A 21498-nucleotide genomic window follows, 5' to 3' on the forward strand; every position below is an offset into this window, starting at 1 on the left:
TGCCAGCCGGTTTCAGCTAAATCAAGTACGGCTAATTTCCCATATCACCACCACCTAACCATCATCCAATGCTTTCTTTAACTTTTGAAAAGACTCCGCGCTGATCGCATGTTCAATGTTGCAAGCGTCTTGTTCTGCTATTTTGGGGGCTACGCCTGCCGCTATGAGCCGTTCTGTAAAAAAACGATGCTTTTCAAAAATCTGTTCGGCAAGCTGCAATCCTGTTTCTGTGAGGGAGAGTGTGCCGTCAGCATTTTTAACAAGATGGCTGGATTTAGAAAGCTCCTTGACTGCCCGGCTTACGGAAGGCTTTTTACCCCCAACTGCTTTGCAACATCCACGCAGCGGACATAGCCATGACGCTGCTGCATTATTAAAACGGCCTCCAGATAATCTTCCATCGAAGAAGTTAAAGACATAAAGGCTCCTCTCTTTTAGTTCTTATTTACTCAAATCCCACTGAAAACTACAACAGGCTTGAATCAGTTCCTCATCATGGGTGATCACTAATACGGCTTTTCCCTCGGCCGCGGCATCTTCCAATGCAGAGGCAATTTTCCGCATGTTCCCGCCGTCCAGCCCCGACGTAGGTTCATCGAACAATAAAATTTTCCTGTCGGATAAAAGGCCGCAGGCAATGGAAAGGCGCTGCTTCTGTCCGCAGGACAGAATAGCCGGATGCGCGTCTTTGTAAGCGTAAAGATCTAATTTCTTCAGCAAATTTCTGGCCCTTTCCAATTGTTCCTCTGTCCTGAAAATCCCTAAGAACAGTTCTTCTGTTACGCTGTTTGTAAAGAATTGTGTGCCAGTGTCGTTGGAACTGTACCAGCAGCTTTTCCGCCGCCGTGACGAACCGGCTTTCCGACCGTGAAGGGAAATACTGCCCTTGGACGGACGTTCCAAGCCGGCAACGATTTTTGCCAGTGTTGTTTTTCCCGCCCCGTTGTGTCCGGTGATGGCAATGATCTGCCCCGCCCAGGCTGCAAGGTTTAAATTCTCCCAAATTGTATGCTTCCCTCGCTTACAGGAAAGGCTCTTCAGGGAAAGAAGAGGCGAGCCTGTGACGGCAGGTATGGAGAGCCTTGAAGGCATACAATGCTGTACAGCGCGTAGTTCCAACTGTTTCATGACTTCAGAAGGGAGCAGTCGCATTTGTTTAGGCGTGCGCTCCCACTGGATGGCTCCATCCCGGATATACACGAAGCGATCCGCTACATCCATCAGCCAGGAAATCCGATGTTCCGCAATCAGAAGCGTGCAGCCTTCCCGCTTTAGCCCTTGGAGAACTTCCCGCAGTTCTTTAACACCCTGGCCGTCCAGATTGGCGGTAGGCTCGTCACAAACATAAACGGGAGGGTTCATGGCGTAGACAGAGGCCACGGCTGTACGCTGCTTTTCTCCGCTGGAAAGCACATCAAGGGAGCGGTCACGCAATTGTTCCAAACGAAACCGCCGGATAGCCACGTCTGTTCGCAGAACAATTTTTTCATGCGGGAAGCCGTAATTTTCACAGCTGAAAGCAACTTCTCCCGGCATTTCAGAGGAGAAAAACTGACTTCCCGGATCCTGGAACACACTGCCCACCGTTTTCCCCCGTTTCCAAAGAGGTTCACCGCTTCTGTCCTTTCCATCAATCTGAATACAGCCAGAAAACCGGCCTGTATAAAAAGCGGGAGCAAGACCGTTTACCAGGCGAATCAAGGTGGTTTTCCCATTTCCCGAAGGGCCGGTCAATACCACGCATTCTCCTTTCCGGACATGCAGACAAATATCGGTCACGCCTGCCTCGGAGTCGGCATATTGAAAATTCACACGTTCAAACCGGATCACTTTATTCCTCCTATTATGAAAAACAGGATGGTTCCAATCGCCCATATTCCCATCCAGAGGAAATCAGCCAGTTGAAGCTTTCTGGCATAGTAGCTTCCCCGCACTCCCGGCGACTGGGCGCCACGCGCTATTGCCGATACGGAAAGCTGATCCGCAATCTGCAGGCAGCGCAGCAGCATGGGCACCAACACATATTCGCAGGTAACGGCAGGGTGGCGGAGCACCTGCACTGGTCCGGTCAGCCTTCGGTTTTTCATGGACTGCCGAATCCCCTTCAGTTCCGCCTTCATGGTTGGGAAAAACCGAAATACCACCAGCAGCCCTAAGATAACGGGAGTGGGGGTATGAATTTTCGACAGGGCGGCCGAGAGCTGTCCCGGAGGCGTGGTAATGAGATCCCACGCCACCAGGAATACCGGCATAAGGTTGTAAAACATCAACACATAGAACTCCGAAAAAACCACCATACGCAGGCTGTGAAAACGAATCAGGTACAACAGCAGCACCAGCGCCAGATAAAAAACGCCGAAGGTCAAGCAAAGCCGCCACCGCTTTTCAAAAACCAACTGGCAGAAAGCAAGCAGCGCAAGAAAACAGGTGAGCAAAGTGTTTGCGGTAAGCGACACTCCAAGGATCGCGCAGGCCGTCGCCCACACTTTTACCGGAACGGATAAGGCTGTTTCCCGCATTTACAGAACACCCGCTTTTTTGAAATGCTTTTGAATCAGCTTCCGTCCGATCAAGCTGCCCAAGAATCCGCAGAGCACGGTAAAAATCAGGATAAAAATCACCCAGCCCGGCGCTGTATAATACTGAACGTAAGCGTCGATATAACTCTGCTCCATACCGCTGGCAACCGCAAAACTGTAATAGGTATCCCAGAAAAACCAGATGGGAAGCAGATTTACCCCGTTGTATAACAGGCTGGAAAGCGTCCAGGAGACAGTCAATCGGTTTGGCGTAATTCCTTTCCAAAGGATGATTTCTGCGGGGATTCCTACCACGATAAACCACGGGAGCAAAAACCAGTTGCCCATCATCAGAAAGACAAGGCCCAGCAGCGTCATGTATACCAGTGAAACAAACCGTTTGCGGATGCGGTTTACCATCAAAAAATAGACAGGCCCGCAGACAAGCATGCTAATGCCTACGGAAAGCACCATGCTGACAAAATCATTTACCATGCAGACCATGTTGAGCCCCAGCTGAATGACAATGAGCAGCACGGTCATCAGTACCAGTGTGATAACGTCTTTTACAGACCATTTTTTTGCGTTTTCCATTTTTGATTCTCCTTTATTTTCTCTTATGATTCTTGCAGCTTCCAGCTTAATGCCTTTTCACGCAGCCCCTATAAACCGCCGTACAGGCTGTCCTGTATCATGAGTTCCTGATGTATTCCCCGCTGTACGGTCCGTCCCCATTTCAACACAAGGGGATGGCCCGCATTCTGGACAACGGAAAGGCGGTTGCATCATCCAAATGAATATCCTCCTTCCTTTGAGTTAGCCTACGCTAACCATTACGCAAAAATTTAAGGTTCATTTGAACCTTAAAAGGCCGCTCCAGCCACAGTTGAAAAAGACTGCCAGTTCATTGACATAGCCAATCGCCCGTTCCCGGCTCATATCATGGGCGACTGTTTCAAAAACAGCGGTAAAATAGGCGCTTGTGATCATATGGTGAAGGTCACGGTTGACCGTACCCTTCAATTTTCCGAGCCGCCGGAGCTGCTGATAGTAATTCTCCGTCTGATCGACTTCAAGCTCCACAAGCTCATGAATATAGTTGGCATACCGGGTTCCCTCGGAGCAGCAAATCACCAGTTTGAACGAATCGAAATGATCATAGATGTAATTGATAAAGTAATTCAGGTAGCTGGTAGATAAATCTTGGCTCTGTTCCGCTTTATCCTCTGTAACCAATTCATAATGTGCTTGCTGCGCCTGTTTAAACTGAGCGATCAGTTCGTCGGCCGCCGGAGCTACCAAAGCGTCAAACAATGCTTCCTTACTGTTGTAATAGCCGTAAAAGGCCCCTTTGGTAAAACCGGCTTCTTTGACAATGGCCCGCAGGGAAGCATCTTTAAAGCCTTTCTCCAAAAACTCCCGCTTTCCAACCTCAAGAATGCGCTTTTGCGTATCAGTCAGCTCCACGTTTTGTTCTCCCTTCATATACCATCGGTATATACCATTGGTATATTAACATAAGCAGTGTGGTTTGTCAACAAGTTTTGAGCGAGCGTATAGCGCTGGATCGAAAACAACTTTGAAATTAGCGCTTTAAATATAGAGGATTTGACGAAAATAAATGCCGCGAGAAGTTCACGTTGATCCTGTGGCATTTCATATTATGGCTGCGCTTAACAAAAACAAGCTCCAAAAAGCATTTCAGCTTACAGAAGGCAAAAGCATTGGGGAATACATTCGGGCATTGCGGATGGAACTCGCTCTGGAACTTCTTGAAAAAAGCGATATGTCCACTGGCGACATCGCAAAAGCAGTTGGCTATCATGGAGTATCAAATTTCTACCATGTCTTTCAGCAGAGATTTGGAGAAACGCCGCAAGCAGTCCGAGTATTGCTTCAAAACAATTAGAAATTCAGTTATATTCATAGGCTGTTTTCACAGATTGGCAAGCAATGCAAATATGTACATATTTGCGATTTTGGCGGGGAACAACCCCGCCAAAACGCTTGTTGAGGGATACCCCCCAAGCCCCCAAGATCGCCCCCTTCGGTGACGGCTGCGCGTCCTACGGACGCTGAAAAATTTTAAGAAGCAAAAGAAAACCTCTATGCAAATGGTTCGTCCATTCACATAGAGGTTTCTTATTTCCCGTTCACTTGGCATAGGTTAGTATTTTCGCAATACTTCTTTATGCTTCTCTGCTATTACGGAAGGAACCTTTTTAACACGGCCGACGCGGCAAGAAGCAGGAAGCTCCAGAGAAGCGGGCGTCCTTCGTCCCCCGTCTGGGCTGCCTTTCCGGCGCCGAATGCAGGCTTCCCGCTGACGCCGTCTTCCGTCCCGGGTGCGCCGGCATCTCCCGTCTTTTCAAATGTGACGGTCAGGGAATGGTCTTCTTTTACATCACGGAACATATATGCGTTGTTTTCTACAGACACAGATATACCGTCAGCTTCTGCGGAGGCGACCTTCCATCCTTCGTCTGGGATGACCTGTATCCTCGCGTCGGTGCCCCGGAGGACTTTGCCGGCGCCTTTAACTGTGCCGCCCTCACTGCCGGATGCAAAGATGGTATGGGTGATCTCTCCGATATCGATACCGAACCAATAGCCATCCTCTCGGTCCGAACCGTCTTCAAAGGCCAGTGCGTAACGGATGCGGGCTTCGTTTAGCTCTTGTCCGGCAAGAGGCGTGCCGGCGGCGTCCACAATCTGAAGCTGCAAGCCACGTGGGGGCTGAGAGGTGTATATCCATCCGTTTGTACAGACGGGGGGCGTGGACGGGACTCCGAATACCTGCATAGACGTGCAGCCCTCGAGCATATCCTGCCCCATTTTCTGTAAATCCGGAAACATGGCGGTTTCCAGTGCAGTGCAGTTCCTGAACGCATTGCCGCCAATTTCATTTACCCCATATACTACCACTTCTTTCAGCGTGCTGTCGCCCCAGAAACAGTCAGCCGGTATGCCGGCGGCGTGGGACACGCTCTGGCCAATCAGCAGATGTTCCAGATGGGACAGAGGATTGCCTGCTCCGGTATTATCTTTGTCGGAGGAAAGGAATCTCCAGTCTTCTCCGGTTACGCGTCCTTCGGTAATCTCCAGATGAGTGACGTCCGCGGCATTCACTTTCGACCGCCGGATAAGATCTTGTATGCTTTCGGCATCGATATCCGCGCTTCCGTTTACTTTTCCTGATATTGTCCTGTCTGCGACCGTACACGTATTATATCTGCCTTCCGTGCCGGCCTTATCTATCTTGCCGTTCGGAAGAATCAGCGAACTCCCCGCGTCCGGGTCAATGGCGCTCCCGGTACTTTTGACGATGCCGGAATGAAAGTAAATGGTGCCGTAGTTAGCGATACCTGCCATTCGTTCACCGGAGATAAGGCTGTTTCCGTTCAGATACAGGATTCCGGAAGTCTGGTTGGAGATGCCGAAATATAAGCTTGCCGTAATGGTACTGTCGGTGACGGTAGTAGTTCCATGATTGTCCAGGACCATAGAACCTCCGTCCAGCTTCGTCCCGTTAAGGGCGCAGGTGCCTCCGGCACTTACCTGGATACAGCCGGCGGGCTGCCCCGCCTCATTTATGACGGTGCCTCCGTTGACGGTCAGTTTTCCCAAGCATTCCAGCGCATACATAGAGGTGGTGCGGAGCTGATAGCCATTCATTTGGATGGTGATGTCCTTGCCGGAACCGATAGAGATCGTAGACGTAAATATGTTTCCGCCCAGATTGACGGTTAGAGGTGAGGAGGCATTCTGGATTGCATTTTTCAGCTCGGCGGCACTTGTCACGGTTATAGTGCCTTCCGCATGTACCGGGATACATGTGTAGAGGATTGCAGCCAGCATGCAGGCTGTGGCTCCTATAATCACAACTGCTTTTCTCATTAGAACTTTTTGTCTCATTTTGTTTCTACCTTACCCTTTCTATAACGTCCGCGCTTACCGATGATGCCATCTCAAAGGCATAGCGCGCATTTGCATCAGCATAGATGATATTATAGATGAATGAAGGCAGCATTTGCCGGCAATAGCCTTATGGACATTCTTTTTCACTTAATTGGCAGCCATTATCATCTGGGAAACAAAGCTGTTTTCATTTATAATAAGTTTAAGACAAGTTTTCAGGGGTGGAAGATTATGGTATCGATTGCTGTATGTGAAGATGACAATAAAGAACTTGAGCAGATATGTGCCCGTATAAGTAGATATATGGAGAGGCATCCGGATATGGATATTGCTTTGCACCCCTTTCATACCGGTGTGGAACTTCTGGAAGAGATGGAAAAGGGCGGGAAGTTTAACATCTGCATTCTGGATATTCTGATGCCCGGGATGGATGGAATTGAGCTTGGCACGGCTATACGGAAGGAGGACCGCCTGGCTGTTATCATCTATCTGACATCGTCGCCAGATTATGCGCTGGAATCCTACCGGGTCAGGGCAATGGACTACATTCTCAAACCATGCCGCGAAGGCGGGCTGTGTGCGCTGATTGATGAGGTGTGCCAGAAGCTGGAAGCAGACAATCAGTGCCGTTTTATCGTGCACGTGCCGGAAGGAATAGAAGCCATTCCCCATCCGAGACTTACGTGCGTGGAGTATTACGGGCACCGCCTGTACTGCCATCTGGTGGACCGGACGACGGTTGAGAGCGTCCTTTACCGGCAGCCGTTTTCTTACATTACGGCACCGCTGATGGCCGATATCCGGTTTGTACAGATATCGGCGTCCCATATCATCAATATGCAGCACGTACAGAAGGTGGGAAGAAACACGTTTACGCTGAGCGATGGTGAAGTGTTGACGATTACGAGGAAATATGCGGAAGCGAAAAGGAAGTATATAGATTACATACTGGAACGGAGGCAGGGCATATGAGCCGGATCGTAATTTATGAAAATATACTGCGCATGCTGATTACCAGTGCCTTTCCGATTGCACTCGTTTTTGAGATGTCGCGATTTCGCAGCCGGCGCAAGGCACGTGCCGCTATGACGGCGGTTTTTCTTGCCGCCGGGTCTGTCAATGTCGTATTGTTCCTCTTGGCGGGGCATGAACGGATGAAGCAGCTGTATGCGGTCATCCTGTTTGTGCCTTGCATACTGTATCTGCTTGCCGCGTCTAAAGACTGGCTCTCCCAGCATCTGTTCAACTTTTTTACTGCGGTGAATGCAGTTTATTTTGTATCCATATTATCTCACTTCATCACAGGGGGAGAGCTGAAGGAAGGAAACGGGGCCGTCTGGCAGGACGCGGTCGTGAGGGGGCTTCTGTCCCTGCTGATCTTATTCTTGTTCGCGCGCTATCTGCGGTCGCCGTACCAGTTTCTGGCGGCAAATATGAAAAAGGGGAGCTGGAGAGTATTTGCGGTGATTCCGTTCTGCTTTTTTGCTCTTGTTATGTTTCTCGGCCTGTATCCCCATGTGCGGACAGATAATCTGCCGGCGGTCACATTTCTCTATGTCATCTTATGCTTCGTATACTATATCATTTACCAGGTGTATCGTAGTACATACGAGCTCCTGACCCTCCAACGCAATGCCGAGCTTCTGGAGTCGCAGTCTCTGGCGCTGATGAAGCAGATTGAGGCGGTCAGGACGAATGAACGGGAACTTGCCGTATACCGCCATGACATGAGGCATTACCTGTCGAATATTATAGTGCAGCTTAGGGAGGGGAAGACGAAGGAGGCTCTTGAAGTCTTAAAAGGACGGTTTGATGAGCTGGACCGGCCCCTGCACTTGTCAGCTTACTGTAAGAACCCGATTGTGAACGCTACCCTGGCCCTGTATCTTAAGCGGGCAGAAGAAGCGGGCATTCAAGTGTCGGTAGACTGCGATATCCCGGAAGTTCTCCCTGTAGATTCTGCCGAACTCGCCATCGTACTCGCCAATGCTGTTGAAAATGCTGTCCACGCGTGCGCCAAGAGGCCTGAAGATGCCCGGAAGCAGATTAAGGTACGTTGTGTAAGCCGTCCTCAGATGATAGTGGAAGTGGTGAATACTTATGACGGGACGGTCGACTTTGACGAAAACAGCCTGCCCAGGGCGGAAGACGACGGCCATGGCACGGGAACTCAGAGCATCCTGGCATTTGCCCGCAAATACAACGCCTTCCTCAGCTATAAGACGGAAGGAGATATGTTCTATATGCGCGTGCTTGTCAATTATGACTGACTTACATTTTATTATAGTGATGCTCTATGGCGGCGGTCTCGGGATTGACGATGATTACTTCTTTCTTGAGTCCGACCGCTTTTTTGATCAGTTCGGTGGACGTCTTGTTGTCTGTAATGATTGCATCAATCTGGTTCAGCGGGATGGAATTGCACAGCGATACGTGCTCTGCCTTCGTGTGGTCGATGAGGAGCACGGTTTTCCGCGCGATGGACACGAGGGCCTTTTTGGTTGCCACAAGAGGGTAGGTATGCTCGAACGCTCCGCCCGGAATACGGAAAGCCCGGGCAGATATGAACGCCACGTCTGCAGGATGCTGAGCCAGAAGTTCCGGTGATTCTGTCATGATGGATTTCGTCCTGTGGTACAGCATTCCTCCGACGACATAAGTCTGTATATTTTCCTTTTCTGACAGTGCTACCGCGGTCATCAGATTAGAGGTGATGACGGACAGGGGAATGCTGTCCGGCAGAAAACGGGATACGGTGTGGGCCGTAGTCCCGGAGTCGATGCAGATGACGCTGTACGGATGTACAAACTGCAGGGCGGCTTTTGCGATAGCTTCTTTTTCATACTGCTGTTCATCTATCTGTTCGATAAAATAATTCGGTTTGGCCGCCTTTACAAGGAATGCACACCCGTGTTTTCTTTGTAGGAGGCTCATCTCCTCCAACTCATTCAGGTCTCTGCGAATCGTCATCTCGCTGCAGGCGAGTTCTTCCGACAGCTCTTTTGGAGTACATACCATCTGATTTTCCAACAATTCTATAATACGGGCATGGCGTTCCTTTTTCATTTTGGGGCTCCTTTCGGCATCATATTTATGTTTATTCTATAACATATTTTTCTGTTTTACAACTGATGCAGAACTGCATTATGTTTATAAACGAACAATAATAAGGCAATAATGTTTTGATTCAAACATCATAAGGCGGCTGAAATGTTGCTTATGTCACTTTTTAAAAATATAATGAACGTAGAATTTAACATGTTAAATACATTTCTATATTTCCATTTGATTTTAACAATGACAAGGAGAGTGCGTTATGCAGAAAATGCCTGAGAGAGAACGGGCGGTCGGTATGTATAGGGATATGTACCTGATACGCCAGTACGAGGAAACGATATATTATCTGTTCCTGGAAGGAATCATGCCGGGAACGATTCATCAGTCCCACGGACAGGAAGCCTGCGCGGTGGGGATGATATACGACCTGAGGAAAGAAGATTACATATTGACGACCCACAGGCCGGCAGGACATGATCTTGCCAAAGGAGTGAGCTTGCGTTCCATGATGTGTGAGATGTTCGGCAAAGCAGAAGGGTGCTGCAAAGGAAAAGGCGGCGCCATGCACACGGGAGACATATCTGTCGGGGCTGTCACGGCCAATGCCATCGTAGGAGGGAACCTGCCGATAGCGGCGGGAATCGCGCTTCGGTGCAAGATGATGAAGACAGATAATGTGGCGGTCTGCTTCTTCGGAGACGGGGCAAGCAATGAGGGTGCTTTCCATGAAGCGCTCAATGCGGCGGCAGTATGGAAGCTGCCGGTAGTCTATGTGTGCGAGAACAATCTTTATTCTGCGACCACGTCTATCAAGATGACGTGCCTCCTTGAGAATGTGGCTGCAGACAGGGGGACGGCTTATGGAATACCGTCTGAGGTCGTGGACGGCAATGACGTGCTGGCGGTGAACGAAGCGGCGTCAAGGGCGATAGAGAGGGCGAGAAAAGGAGAAGGGCCGACGATTCTGGAGCTGAAGACGTACCGCATCGGCGGGCACTCGAGAAACGATGCATGCGGCTATCGCCCGGAGGAGGAAGAGAAAGAATGGTTTTCCAGAGACCCGGTACATTCTTTCAGGAAGCGTCTGCTCGAGGAGCATATCGTCAGTGAGGAAGATCTGGTCCGGCTGGAAGAAGAGACAGAGGCTGAGATAGAGGCGGAAGTAGAATATGCCAAGAACAGCAAGGATCCGGAACCGGAATCTGCGCTTTCGGATGTATACTGGGAAGGAGGAAATGCATAATGGCTGAGATGTCCATAGCGGATGCCTTAAAACAGGCGATCCGGGAAGAGATGAGAAGGGACGGCACCGTCTTCTGCCTTGGAGAAGACGTAGATATAGAAGGAGGGATGGGCGGAGCGTTCACCGTTACGAAAGGACTTCTGGAGGAATTTGGACCGGAGCGGGTCATCAACACGCCCATTGCCGAGATACTCATATCAGGAGTATGCGTGGGAGCCGGAATAACCGGCATGCGCCCGGTGGCAGATCTCCAGTACGGAGATTTCCTGTTCTGCATGATGGATCAGCTTGTGAACCAGGCCGCGAAGATGTGCTATATGTCTGGAGGAACGGTCCATGTACCGATGGTTATGAGAGCGCCTTGTGGGGCGACAAACAGAGGCGCGCAGCATGCACAGAGCCTGGAGAGCTACTTTACACATGTGCCGGGTCTGAAAGTGATATGTCCGTCCACGCCTTACGACGCCAAAGGCATGATGAAGCAGGCCATCCGGGATGACAATCCTGTGCTTGTTTTTGAGCATAAGCTGCTGTACGGAGGGGCGAGAAAAGAAAAGGATGCCATCAAGACGTCCGGGGAAGTACCGGCAGAGGACTACACGGTAGAATTCGGCAAGGCGGCCGTTCGAAGAGAGGGCAGCGACGTGACGATTGTCGCGAACCTGCTTATGAGCTACCGGGCACAGGAGGCTGCCAGGAAGCTGGAGGAAGAAGGAATCAGCTGTGAAGTAATCGATCCAAGGACACTTGTGCCGTTCGACTATGAGACTGTGGCGGCATCGCTTAAGAAGACGGGCCGGCTTCTCATTGTCCATGAGGACCACAAGAATAACGGATGGGGGGCACAGGTTGCGGCTCATATTGCTGAAAACAATATCTTTGACCTGGATGCACCCATAAGGATAGTGGCAGCATACGATACGCCGGTGCCGTTTGCTTATCCTATGGAGAACTTCGTGATTCCGGATACGAGGCGGATTGCAGACGCAGCCCGGGAATTGGTTCAAGCGTGAGCGTGTCCGGACACTTGCAGCATATGAACAAACATAATCTAGAGTTTAAAAGGAGAACAAAATTATGAGCAGAATAGCAGTAAAAGAATTGCTTAAGCACGCCTTGGCACATAAATATGCAGTCGGATATTTCGAGAGCTGGGACCTGCAGTCTACACTTGCCATGGTAAGAGCGGCGGAGAATGTAAATTCACCTGTCATGATAGGCGTATGCGGGACGTATATCGGGGAGGCCGCAAGACGTTACAGGGAAAGCCTTGACGTATACTATGCCATGCTGTCCGAAATAGCGGAGGAGGCAAAGGTTCCGGTGGCGCTGCTTCTGAATGAATCCGATGACGAGGGCATGGTAATGAAGGCCGCGGAAATCGGATTCGACATGGTGATGTTCGCACCTGTATTTGCCTCTGACGTGCTGCCGCTTCAGGAACTGACCGAGATTCAGAAGAGAATCGTGAAAAAAGCACATGCAAATGGCGTGGCAGTAGAGGGCGAAGTGGGAGAGCTGCCGCTTTTCAACTCTGCCACGGGAGAGCTTCATGAAGGGGAGGACACAGATCCCGGGGTGTGCCGCCGGTTTGTCCGGGACACGGGCATAGATGCAGTGGCCGTAGCGGTTGGAAACTGTCATCTGAAGGAAGACGGTAAAGTTACGATCAACTATGATGCGCTTCGGACGCTTGCAAGGGAAATTGACATTCCGCTCGTGCTCCATGGCGGAACGAGCATCGCGCATGAAGACCTGTCCAAAGCTGCATCCTTGGGTGTTGCAAAGGTGAATTTCGGCACGGGTATGAAACGTGCTGCCATCAACGCGGTGAAGGACTATATGTCAGGACATGACGTGGACAAGATGGATCCCAATGATATACTCGGAAGAGGGGCCGGAAAAGACATGATTGTGAAGGAGCAGGAGGCGGTCATTGCATATGTGGAAGAGACGATCCGGGCGCTGAATGGAGAGAACAAAGCATTTTAAAGGTGGGAGAAGATTATGATCAAAGAGATAACGATGCCGGCCGGAGGGCAGACGACGGATACTTCCACCGTAGGTGCCTGGCTGGTGAAAATAGGCGATAAGGTCAGACGTGGAGACGAGCTGCTTACCGTAGAGACGGATAAAGCCACCCTTTCGGTAGAAAGCTTTGCAAAGGGCACCGTGCTTGCAATCCTGGCGGAAGAAGGGGATAAGGCGGCGGCCGGAGAGGTGATTGCCCTTATCGGGGATGAGAGCGACAAGCCGGAGGTGGAAGAAAGGCTTGGGGGCCAGAGTGCTTCCGGACTGGAAGCGGCCATGACTGCAGGATATGTTCCGGACGGGAACGAAGAGGAAGAATATCAGCCGATAGACAAGTCGCAGCCGGTCCGCTTTGCATGTGCACAGGGTGTGAAGCCCGCACGGGCGGTACATAGGAAGTCGGACATGGAACCTATCAAAGCGATGCCAAATGCAAAGCTGCTTGCGAGAGCACATGGTATCTCTCTTGGCGATGTAGCGTCCTTTTCCGGAAAAAATAATGTGAAACGTGCAGATGTGCAGAAGTTTATGGACGGGGCACCGTGTATGGATACAGCCGTAACTGAGGAGACGGGGCACGCAGAAGCTTCCGTTACGGAGGTTCCTCTCACATCGATGCGCAGGACGATTGCCCGCAGGATGCTGGAGAGTTCCCGGAACATACCCGTGTTCCGGGCATCCGTGGAAGTCGATATGGAACCTTGTATTGCCTTTCGGACGAGGGTCAACGGCAATAAAACAGGATTTAAAATATCATACAACGACATCTTGTTCAAGTGCATCGACGCGGCAGTCAGGAAATATCCGTATGTAAATGCATCCTATACGGATGATGCAATCGTGCTGCATACGAATGTGAACATCGGCCTGGCCGTCTCACTGGATGCAGGGCTCGTCGTCCCGGTAGTGGAAGCGGTGAATGAGAAGACGATCACGCAGATAGCCCAGGAGAACAAGTCCAACATCAGCCGGGCACGGGAAGGGAAGCTGGCGCCTGAAGATATGTCCGGTGGAACGATTACGCTGTCCAACCTCGGCATGTATCCGGTGACACAGTTCGATGCCATCATCAACCCGCCGGAAGTGTGCATTCTGGCCGCGGGCACCGTGTACGACAGACCGGTCCTTAAGGAGGGGCAGTGGGCGGCTGTTCCGATGATGACGATTACGGGGAGCTTTGACCACCGTGTGGTGGATGGAGCATACGGGGCCCGGTTTCTGGCACAACTGAAGGCAGTGATAGAAGACCCGGCAATGGCTTTGCTGTAGATAGGGGGCGTAAAAAGTGGAAATCAATGCGATGAGAGAGGATTACGACCTGATCGTAATCGGAGGCGGGCCGGGCGGGTATTCTGCCGCCATAGCCGCCGCGAAGGAAGGCCTGTCCGTGATTTTGTTCGAAGGAGGCCATATAGGCGGTACCTGTCTGAATGTGGGCTGCATACCGACCAAGTACCTGCTTGACAAGGCGGCGGCGATGGAAAAGGTGCGGTCCCTTGTGGACCGGAAGATATTCAGGGAATGTGGACTGTTCAGCTTCAGGAAGATGCAGAAAGGCCGGGAAGAAGTAGTACATAAGCTTGTGTCGGGTGTGGAGTATCTGCTGGAAGCGAACAAGGTCAGGGTGGTGCATGCCTTTGCAACGCTGGCAGGTCCCGGCGAGGTGGAGAGCGATGGGAACATATACAGAGGGAAAGACATTTTAATTGCCACTGGATCCGTTCCATCTTCTATACCGATTGACGGCGCGGAACATGCGATAACGAGCACGCAGGCTCTGGAGCTTGAAAAAGTACCGGGGCGTCTGGCGGTCATCGGCGGCGGTGTCATCGGCATGGAGCTGGCAAGCGCATATTGCTCCCTTGGCTCTGAAGTGACTGTTATCGAGGTTCTGCCGGAACTGTTCCCCGCAGAAGACCGGATGGCCGTGGCATATATGACCCGCGCACTTAGAAAGCGTGGAATACACATGTACTGTGGGACGAAGGTACAGAAGGTGGAGAAGGCGGAAACCGGGCTGCGCGTATATTATGAGGGTAAGAGATCCGGTGTGGCCGAAGCGGACGTGGTGCTCATGGCCACCGGCAGGAAGCCGAATCTGAACGGGATTGACGCCGAAGCCGCCGGTATTCTGCTTACACCGAAGGGAGAGATACAGGTGGATGCATACATGGAGACGAGCGTGCCCCATATATATGCCATCGGTGATGCCGTGGGAGGATACCAGCTTGCCCATGCCGCGTATGCAGAAGGGGAGGCGGCAGTCAGAAACATCACGGGCAGGAGTGAAGCCGTGGATCTGAGTGTCATGCCGAGATGCATCTATACGATGCCTGCCTTTGCTGCGGTGGGGATCAGTGCTGAGAAGGCCGGAGAGATGGGAATCGCGGCGGTTACGGGAGAATTCGCCTACAGTGCAAACGGAATGGCGCTGGCGGAAGGGGCGGAAGGTCTTGTGCGCGTGGTGATGGACGGGGAGGACAAGACGACGCTCGGCGTACATATCGTCGGCGAAAATGCCCCGGAGATGATTGCATTTGCCTCTGCGGCGGTCAGGGACAAGATGACGCTCGATGCGTGGGAGAAGATGGTCGTGGCACATCCGTCGCTGTCTGAGATGATCAGAGAAGCAGCACTCGATTGTTTTGGGAAGAGCGTGCACAAAGCGATATAATAAGGAGGTAGAATTACATGGGAACATATATGATAGGCCTTGACTATGGCACCGGAGGCGGCAAGGCATGTATTGTCGACGAACATGCAGATGTGCTTGCATATTCTTTTCAGGAATACCCTATCTATGTAGACAAACCGGCATGGTCTGAGCATGATGCGGAAAACTACTGGACGCTGGCGTGTGAGACGATAAGAGACTGCATAAAAAAGGCCGGAATCGCGCCGGAGGAGATAAAGGGTATCGGCATATCTTCGGCGCAGCCATGCCTCGTCATGGTCGATAAGGACGCCAACCCGGTCAACCGTGCTTATAACCTTATGGACAGGCGGGCGGTGAAAGAAGTCGAGTGGCTCAGGGAAAACGTAGGGGTGGATGAGATATTCCGAATCAACGGCAATCGGATTGAAGACTATCCGACTATGGTAAATATCATGTGGGAGAAGAACAACCGCCCGGAGGATTACAAGAAGATCTGGAAGACATTGACCATTGACGGCTTTGTAAGGCTCCGTATGACAGGAAAGGCCGCCATGAGCTATTCCCACGGGGGCTTCTGGGGTGTCGCATATGATATCAGGAAGAAGGAGTTCAACAGGGAGCTGATGGATAAGCTCGGGATTGATATAGCGCTTATGCCGGATCTGTACCCGTGCGAGTATATCGTCGGGACGGTGACTGAGGAGGCCGCGGGGGCGCTCGGACTCGTCGCGGGCATACCGGTCTGTGCCGGACAGGTAGACTGCAATGCCGGCTTTGTGGGCGGCGGTGCCATCACGCCGGGCGATGTACAGATCAATCTCGGCACGTGCGGCGTCATGGGTGTAGTGAATGACAGCAAAGAATTCATCGACCTTGTATGTAACGATGCCTATACGACGAACTCCTGCAACGACTTCATTTCCATCGCTGTCGTGCTGACAGGGGGACAGGTGCTCAGGTATATCAGAGATAACTTCTGCCAGATGGAGCATGCCACCGCACGGCTGATGACGGATATGGACGTCTATGATATTATGAACAAAGAAGCAGAAAAAGTGCCGGCCGGCAGCGAGGGGCTTATCGTACTGCCTTATCTTATGGGGGAGCGGACGGTGCTCTGGGACGCTTATGCAAGAGGGACGGTATTCGGCCTGTCGCTCCATCACACGAAGGGGCATCTGATACGTGCCATGATGGAAGGGGTGGCATATGCACTGTATGATAACTACCGGCTTATGCTGGAGAAGGGAATCAAGGCAAACGCGCCAATCATCCTGAATGAAGGCGGGGCAAAGAGCAAGCTGTGGAGAAGGATCATCACGGACGTATTCAACGTGCCGACCGCATTTGTAGAAAACCGGGTCGGGGCGCCTTATGGGGATGCTGTTCTTGCGGGAGTATCTGCAGGAGTATTTGAAGACTTTACGATTGCCAAGGAAAAAGTTAACTATATTGATTATATGGAACCGGATCAGGAGACGCATGTGCGCTATATGGAGTATTTTGAGATTTACAGGAACCTGTATGCGCATCTGAAAGATGATTTTACTGATTTATACCAGGTGGCGAAAAAGTATGAAAAATAATTACCTTGTTGTAAATAATTGTACCAATCCCTATTATAACCTTGCATTGGAAGAATATCTCCTGACACATCATATGGAAGGCAGCATCGTCATGTTCTGGCGGAATGACAATACGATCGTGGTCGGGAGACACCAGAATGCCATGGAGGAGATCAACCAGCAGTATGTGAAGGAACACGGTATCCGGGTAGTCCGCAGGACGACCGGAGGCGGGACGGTGTACCATGACCTTGGGAATCTGAACTACTCTGTCATTGCAGACAGGGGAGAGGGTGCCCGGGATGAACTGAAATATTTTACCGGGCCTGTCATCGAAGTGCTGAAGGAATTGGGAGCGGAGGCGGAGTTCAGCGGCCGCAATGATATCATGATTGACGGGAAGAAAGTATCCGGTACCGCCCAGAGGATCTATAAGGACCGGATGCTCCACCACGGATGCCTGCTTTTTGACTCTGATCTGTCTGCAGTCTCGAAAAGCCTGAATGTAAGAAGCGAGAAGTTTAATTCCAAAGCGGTCAAATCAGTAAAAAGCCGTGTCGGCAATATTAGTGATTATGTGCCTGACGAGGTTACGATAGAGGTGCTGGAAGAGCGGCTTGCCTGCAAGCTGCTTGATGCCGGTTATGAAGAGCTTGCCCTGCCGGAGGACGAGCTCGTCATGATAGAGAAATTGAAACGGGATAAATATGAGACGTGGGAATGGAATTACGGGCAGCCGATCAATTGTGCGATTCATAACTACAAGAAGTATGAAGGAGGCACGGTGGAAGTGTACATGAACGTGCGGGAGGGCAGAATCGAGGAATGCCTCATGTACGGGGATTTTATGGCGCTGCGGCCGGCCTCGGAGGTGGCGGATAGACTGACAGGCTGCAGATACCGGTACGAAGAGGTGCTGGAATTGCTCCGGCAATTCAGGATAAGGGATTACTTTGGAACCATAGGGGCAGATGAAGTTGCGGCCTGCATCTGCTGCGTTCCGGAATGATACGGGGGAAGTACATGAGAATTGTTTGCTTAGGTGACAGTCTTACCTATGGGTACGGCGTGAAAAGGGCATCCGTCTGGACTGCCCTTGCTTCCCGTGCAATGACAGGGTACGAGATTATCAACAAAGGAATAAGCGGGGATACGGCAGGAGGCATGCTGTCCAGGTTCGACACAGATGTGGCCGGTAACAGGGCGGATATGGCATTTGTGATGGGAGGGAGCAATGACATCTTCTTTTCCGGGAGCGTGCCAGAGGCGAAAAGCAATATGGCGGCCTTGGTTTTCCGCAGCCTGCATCATGGAATCCGGCCCATTGTCGGCGTCCCTCTTCCTGTATATGAGCCTGGGCTTGCGAAGGTGTGGGAAACATACGCTTCCGGTGAGGCTGTCAAAAGGCGGCTTGAGGAATACCGGAAGTGGCTGCTGCAGTTCGGCGGCAGCTTCGGCGTGCCTGTGGTAGACTTCTGGGAGTGCGTTCCTGCTGATTCCGACGGGCTGGATGCATTTTATCTGGACGGTATCCATCCCTCGGAAGAAGGGCACGGCCGGATGGCCGCGCTATGGGCGGAGCATATTACTAAACTTACTAAATAATCAAGCATAATTCCAATTATTTATTAAACATGATATAATAGACGCATGAACCAGGTGCCGGTTTTATCGCCGTGCATCGGGTGTTTCTATGTTATATGGAGGCGGACGCGCACAGAATATGGACGAAAGTTGAGGTTGAGCGATGAGAAAGATAATCAATGATGCAGACAATGTGGTACAGGAGATGATGGAAGGTTATATCAGTGCCTACAGCAGACATTACGTGAAACATCCGGAAGTGAACGGGGTCATTTTAAAGCAGAGGAGAAAAGATAAGGTTGCCCTTGTCATCGGCGGTGGCAGCGGCCATGAACCTATGTTCTCAGGGTTTGTCGGAAAGGGGCTTGCAGATGCAGCCGCCTGCGGCAATATATTTGCGTCGCCGGATCCTAACACGGTATATGAGACTGCAAAGTCTGTGGATAACGGCAGAGGAGTGCTCTTCGTATATGGCTGCTATGCAGGGGATAATCTGAACTTTGACATGGGCGAAGAATTTCTGAATGACGACGGTATCAGGACGGCGCATGTGCGCGTGTGGGACGATGTGGCAAGCGCGCCGAGGGACAGGATATCTGACCGGCGTGGGATTGCCGGTGATGTGTATGTCGTTAAGACTGCCGGAGCGGCATGTGACTCCGGTCTTGATCTGGAAGGGGTGACGAGGGTTGCGGAAAAGGCGAGGGACAATACGAATACGATAGGCGTAGCCACTGCTCCGGCCCAGCTCCCGGGTGTGGATAAGCCGATATTTGAGCTTGGCGAGGATGAGATTGAATATGGGATGGGACTTCACGGGGAACGCGGCGTGCTCCGGACGAACTGGCAGCCGGCGGATGTTCTGGCCGAGAAGATGTATGACCAGATTAAGGAGGACACTGGCCTGACGGAAGGCGATGAGGTGTGCGTACTTGTGAACGGACTTGGATCCACGACGATAACAGAGCTTGCAATCGTGTTCCGCAAAGTGAAGGAGCTTCTGGACAGGGATGGCGTCACAGTATATGATGCAGATTTGAATAATTATTGTACGAGCCAGGAGATGGGAGGATTCTCCATCACCTTGTTTAGATTGGATGAGGAACTGAAGCGCTATTATGATATGCCGTGCTGGTGCCCATATTATGCAAAGGGGGAACTGACTGGCAGCGCTTATGATGCAGATGAGGAAGAGGATGCGGACGTCGGAGCGGAGATAAGAATGCATGGGAAAAAAGAGAAATCTTCTGGCGCGCAGGATTTGGCCGAACCATGCGTACCAAGAAGAAAGGAAGGGACGCTCACGGAACTGGCGGCTGAGGATGCCAGGGAGATGCTCATCTACATAGCGGACAAGGTAATTGCGAAGAAGCCTTATCTGACCGAAATAGACAGTGCTATCGGTGACGGTGACCACGGCATCGGGATGGCCGGCGGCATGAAGAAAGCAAAGGCGAGGCTTCTTGAAATGGAAGGCGAAGAGAACGCTTATGCCATATTCGAGGCGGCCGGTAAGGCAATGCTCATGTCCATGGGCGGCGCGTCCGGCGTCATCTTTGGAAGCCTGTACCTGGCAGGGGCAAAAGGCGCGGAGGCGAAAGCATCCATCACGGCAGAAGAACTGGCCAGAATGGAGCGGAAGAGTCTGAAGGCCATCCAGGAGCGCGGCAAAGCAGAAGTCGGGGACAAGACGATGGTGGACGCCCTGGCACCTGCGGTAGATGCCATGGAAGCCAACAGTGCAAAAGGCCTGCTCGAAATGCTGAGGGCAGCAGAGGAAGCTGCAAGACAGGGCGTGGAGGATACGAAAAACTATACGGCCAAATTCGGACGTGCCAAATCGCTCATGGAACGCGCCATCGGATACCAGGATGCAGGAGCCACCTCCGTATGGCTCATCTTCCAGGGGATGCGCGAATTTGTAGAAGGATAAAAAGGGACACCCTAAAATAAATCCGGGACAGGGGAAAACGAATTGGGGACGGAGGAAATTTGAATTTCCTCCGTCCCCAATAAGCTTGTAAATACTTTGAAATCGTTTATAATAAAAGATGATATGGAGGTACAGGACGTGGACAAGAGAGAGAAAAAGACGATTTTAATAGTAGAAGATATGGGGATGAACCGGCAGCTTCTTTCGGTTATATTAGGACAAGATTATAATATACTGGAAGCGGAAAACGGTCTTGAAGCACTTGAGGTACTGGAAAAGGAGCATTCCAGCATAGCGTTGATTATGCTGGATATCATCATGCCGGTGATGGACGGCTTTACATTTCTGGAACATGCTAAAAATACAGAGGAATATAAAGAGATACCTATTATTTTCGTTACGGCTGAGACATATAAGGAGAATGTTTTAAAGGGGTTGGAAAATGGCGTTTGTGATGTGATTGCCAAACCGTTTGACCCGTATCTCATTACGCACCGGGTTGGACAGCTTATCCAGCTGACCGAAGGGCAGAAGAGGAAACGCGTCGGACAGGCGCATCCTGCAAAGCAGAAGGAACCTGGGTTTGTGCTCATCGTCGATGACGCGGAGATGAACCGTGTCATACTAAAAGAAATGCTGCATGAAAAATACAGGATATTGGAGGCTGCGGACGGAGAAGAAGCATTGGGACATCTGGCCGCCCATAAAGGTGAGATTGAGGCAGTCCTTTTAGATATCATCATGCCTGTGATGGATGGGATAGAAATGATGGGGAAGGCTCAAAATAAAATGCTTCTGCACGATGTGCCTGTTATTGCTATTACGGCTGAAAGTTCACCGGTTAAGATGCAGCAGATCAGAGATTTGGGCATCTGTGAAATCATACATAAACCATTCGATCCTACGGTGATAGAAAACAGGATAAACAATATGATAGAACTGTTTACAGTCAAATAACGAATCTGGGACGGGGGAAAACGAATTGGGGACGG

General features: G+C 51.1%; 21 protein-coding genes. 13 read left to right on the forward strand and 8 right to left on the reverse strand.

Going from position 1 to position 21498, the window contains the following annotated elements; genetic code table 11:
* Positions 1–54: 54 nt before the first annotated feature.
* From HMPREF0980_RS19925 to HMPREF0980_RS09645, 6 genes are all read right to left on the reverse strand, one after another.
* Positions 55–219: an iron dependent repressor, metal binding and dimerization domain protein gene (locus HMPREF0980_RS19925; RefSeq protein ID WP_334291725.1), complete on the reverse strand. Its 165-nt coding sequence runs from the start codon at positions 217–219 to the stop codon at positions 55–57.
* Between the two features lie 80 nt (positions 220–299).
* Complete coding sequence (locus tag HMPREF0980_RS19930; protein ID WP_334291726.1) at positions 300–419, reverse strand: helix-turn-helix domain-containing protein; 120 nt, start codon at positions 417–419, stop codon at positions 300–302.
* Positions 420–441: 22 nt separating this feature from the next.
* A complete protein-coding gene (locus HMPREF0980_RS09630; RefSeq protein ID WP_242847374.1) occupies positions 442–1875 on the reverse strand; it encodes an ABC transporter ATP-binding protein in 1434 nt (477 codons plus the stop codon).
* A complete protein-coding gene (locus HMPREF0980_RS09635; protein ID WP_049728850.1) occupies positions 1827–2519 on the reverse strand; it encodes an energy-coupling factor transporter transmembrane component T family protein in 693 nt (230 codons plus the stop codon). Before HMPREF0980_RS09635 ends, HMPREF0980_RS09630 begins: the two co-directional genes overlap by 49 nt.
* Positions 2520–3113, reverse strand: a complete 594-nt coding sequence (locus HMPREF0980_RS09640) for an MptD family putative ECF transporter S component (protein ID WP_049728851.1) — start codon at positions 3111–3113, stop codon at positions 2520–2522. It lies immediately after the preceding gene.
* A 258-nt stretch (positions 3114–3371) separates the two neighbouring features.
* Positions 3372–3986 (reverse strand): TetR/AcrR family transcriptional regulator, encoded by a 615-nt coding sequence (locus HMPREF0980_RS09645; protein ID WP_049728852.1) that lies wholly within the window; start codon positions 3984–3986, stop codon positions 3372–3374.
* Positions 3987–4140: 154 nt separating this feature from the next.
* Between HMPREF0980_RS09645 and HMPREF0980_RS09650 the strand changes: the two genes are divergently transcribed.
* Positions 4141–4428 carry a helix-turn-helix transcriptional regulator gene (locus HMPREF0980_RS09650; protein ID WP_049728853.1) on the forward strand — a complete coding sequence of 96 codons (288 nt, stop codon included), beginning with the start codon at positions 4141–4143 and terminating at the stop codon, positions 4426–4428.
* 296 nt (positions 4429–4724) lie between these two features.
* Here the strand turns inward: HMPREF0980_RS09650 and HMPREF0980_RS09655 are convergent, their stop codons facing one another.
* Positions 4725–6434 (reverse strand): InlB B-repeat-containing protein, encoded by a 1710-nt coding sequence (locus HMPREF0980_RS09655; protein ID WP_147629812.1) that lies wholly within the window; start codon positions 6432–6434, stop codon positions 4725–4727.
* Between the two features lie 234 nt (positions 6435–6668).
* On the opposite strand from HMPREF0980_RS09655, the gene HMPREF0980_RS09660 reads away from it, so the two are divergent.
* Both HMPREF0980_RS09660 and HMPREF0980_RS09665 read left to right on the forward strand, forming a co-directional pair.
* Positions 6669–7409 carry a LytR/AlgR family response regulator transcription factor gene (locus tag HMPREF0980_RS09660; protein WP_198146222.1) on the forward strand — a complete coding sequence of 247 codons (741 nt, stop codon included), beginning with the start codon at positions 6669–6671 and terminating at the stop codon, positions 7407–7409.
* Positions 7406–8707 carry a sensor histidine kinase gene (locus tag HMPREF0980_RS09665; RefSeq protein WP_049728856.1) on the forward strand — a complete coding sequence of 434 codons (1302 nt, stop codon included), beginning with the start codon at positions 7406–7408 and terminating at the stop codon, positions 8705–8707. Before HMPREF0980_RS09660 ends, HMPREF0980_RS09665 begins: the two co-directional genes overlap by 4 nt.
* A 1-nt stretch (position 8708) precedes the next feature.
* Here HMPREF0980_RS09665 and HMPREF0980_RS09670 read toward each other — a convergent pair whose 3' ends face one another.
* Positions 8709–9503: a DeoR/GlpR family DNA-binding transcription regulator gene (locus HMPREF0980_RS09670; RefSeq protein ID WP_049728857.1), complete on the reverse strand. Its 795-nt coding sequence runs from the start codon at positions 9501–9503 to the stop codon at positions 8709–8711.
* Between the two features lie 250 nt (positions 9504–9753).
* Here HMPREF0980_RS09670 and HMPREF0980_RS09675 point away from each other — a divergent pair, with 250 nt between their 5' ends.
* The 10 genes from HMPREF0980_RS09675 (at position 9754) to HMPREF0980_RS09720 (ending at position 21463) form a co-directional block, all read left to right on the forward strand.
* Entirely contained in the window at positions 9754–10737 is a 984-nt protein-coding gene (locus tag HMPREF0980_RS09675) for a thiamine pyrophosphate-dependent dehydrogenase E1 component subunit alpha (RefSeq protein WP_049728858.1), read from the forward strand.
* Complete coding sequence (locus tag HMPREF0980_RS09680; RefSeq protein ID WP_049728859.1) at positions 10737–11750, forward strand: alpha-ketoacid dehydrogenase subunit beta; 1014 nt, start codon at positions 10737–10739, stop codon at positions 11748–11750. Before HMPREF0980_RS09675 ends, HMPREF0980_RS09680 begins: the two co-directional genes overlap by 1 nt.
* A 64-nt stretch (positions 11751–11814) precedes the next feature.
* Positions 11815–12729, forward strand: a complete 915-nt coding sequence (locus HMPREF0980_RS09685) for a class II fructose-bisphosphate aldolase (RefSeq protein ID WP_049728860.1) — start codon at positions 11815–11817, stop codon at positions 12727–12729.
* Positions 12730–12744: 15 nt separating this feature from the next.
* The gene (locus HMPREF0980_RS09690; protein WP_049728861.1) at positions 12745–14037 is read left to right on the forward strand and encodes a dihydrolipoamide acetyltransferase family protein; all 1293 of its coding nucleotides are present in this window, start codon (positions 12745–12747) and stop codon (positions 14035–14037) included.
* Between the two features lie 16 nt (positions 14038–14053).
* Complete coding sequence (lpdA, locus tag HMPREF0980_RS09695; protein ID WP_084002721.1) at positions 14054–15442, forward strand: dihydrolipoyl dehydrogenase; 1389 nt, start codon at positions 14054–14056, stop codon at positions 15440–15442.
* Between the two features lie 17 nt (positions 15443–15459).
* Positions 15460–17010 carry an FGGY-family carbohydrate kinase gene (locus HMPREF0980_RS09700; RefSeq protein WP_049728862.1) on the forward strand — a complete coding sequence of 517 codons (1551 nt, stop codon included), beginning with the start codon at positions 15460–15462 and terminating at the stop codon, positions 17008–17010.
* Positions 17000–17998: a lipoate--protein ligase gene (locus HMPREF0980_RS09705; RefSeq protein WP_049728863.1), complete on the forward strand. Its 999-nt coding sequence runs from the start codon at positions 17000–17002 to the stop codon at positions 17996–17998. Before HMPREF0980_RS09700 ends, HMPREF0980_RS09705 begins: the two co-directional genes overlap by 11 nt.
* Positions 17999–18012: 14 nt before the next feature.
* Positions 18013–18594, forward strand: a complete 582-nt coding sequence (locus HMPREF0980_RS09710; RefSeq protein ID WP_049728864.1) for a GDSL-type esterase/lipase family protein — start codon at positions 18013–18015, stop codon at positions 18592–18594.
* A gap of 142 nt (positions 18595–18736) precedes the next feature.
* The gene (gene dhaL / locus HMPREF0980_RS09715; RefSeq protein ID WP_049728865.1) at positions 18737–20506 is read left to right on the forward strand and encodes a dihydroxyacetone kinase subunit DhaL; all 1770 of its coding nucleotides are present in this window, start codon (positions 18737–18739) and stop codon (positions 20504–20506) included.
* Positions 20507–20644: 138 nt separating this feature from the next.
* Complete coding sequence (locus tag HMPREF0980_RS09720) at positions 20645–21463, forward strand: response regulator (protein ID WP_049728866.1); 819 nt, start codon at positions 20645–20647, stop codon at positions 21461–21463.
* Positions 21464–21498: the final 35 nt, after the last annotated feature.

The sequence above is a fragment of the Dorea sp. D27 genome, from assembly GCF_001185345.1.
Lineage (GTDB): Bacteria > Bacillota > Clostridia > Lachnospirales > Lachnospiraceae > Extibacter.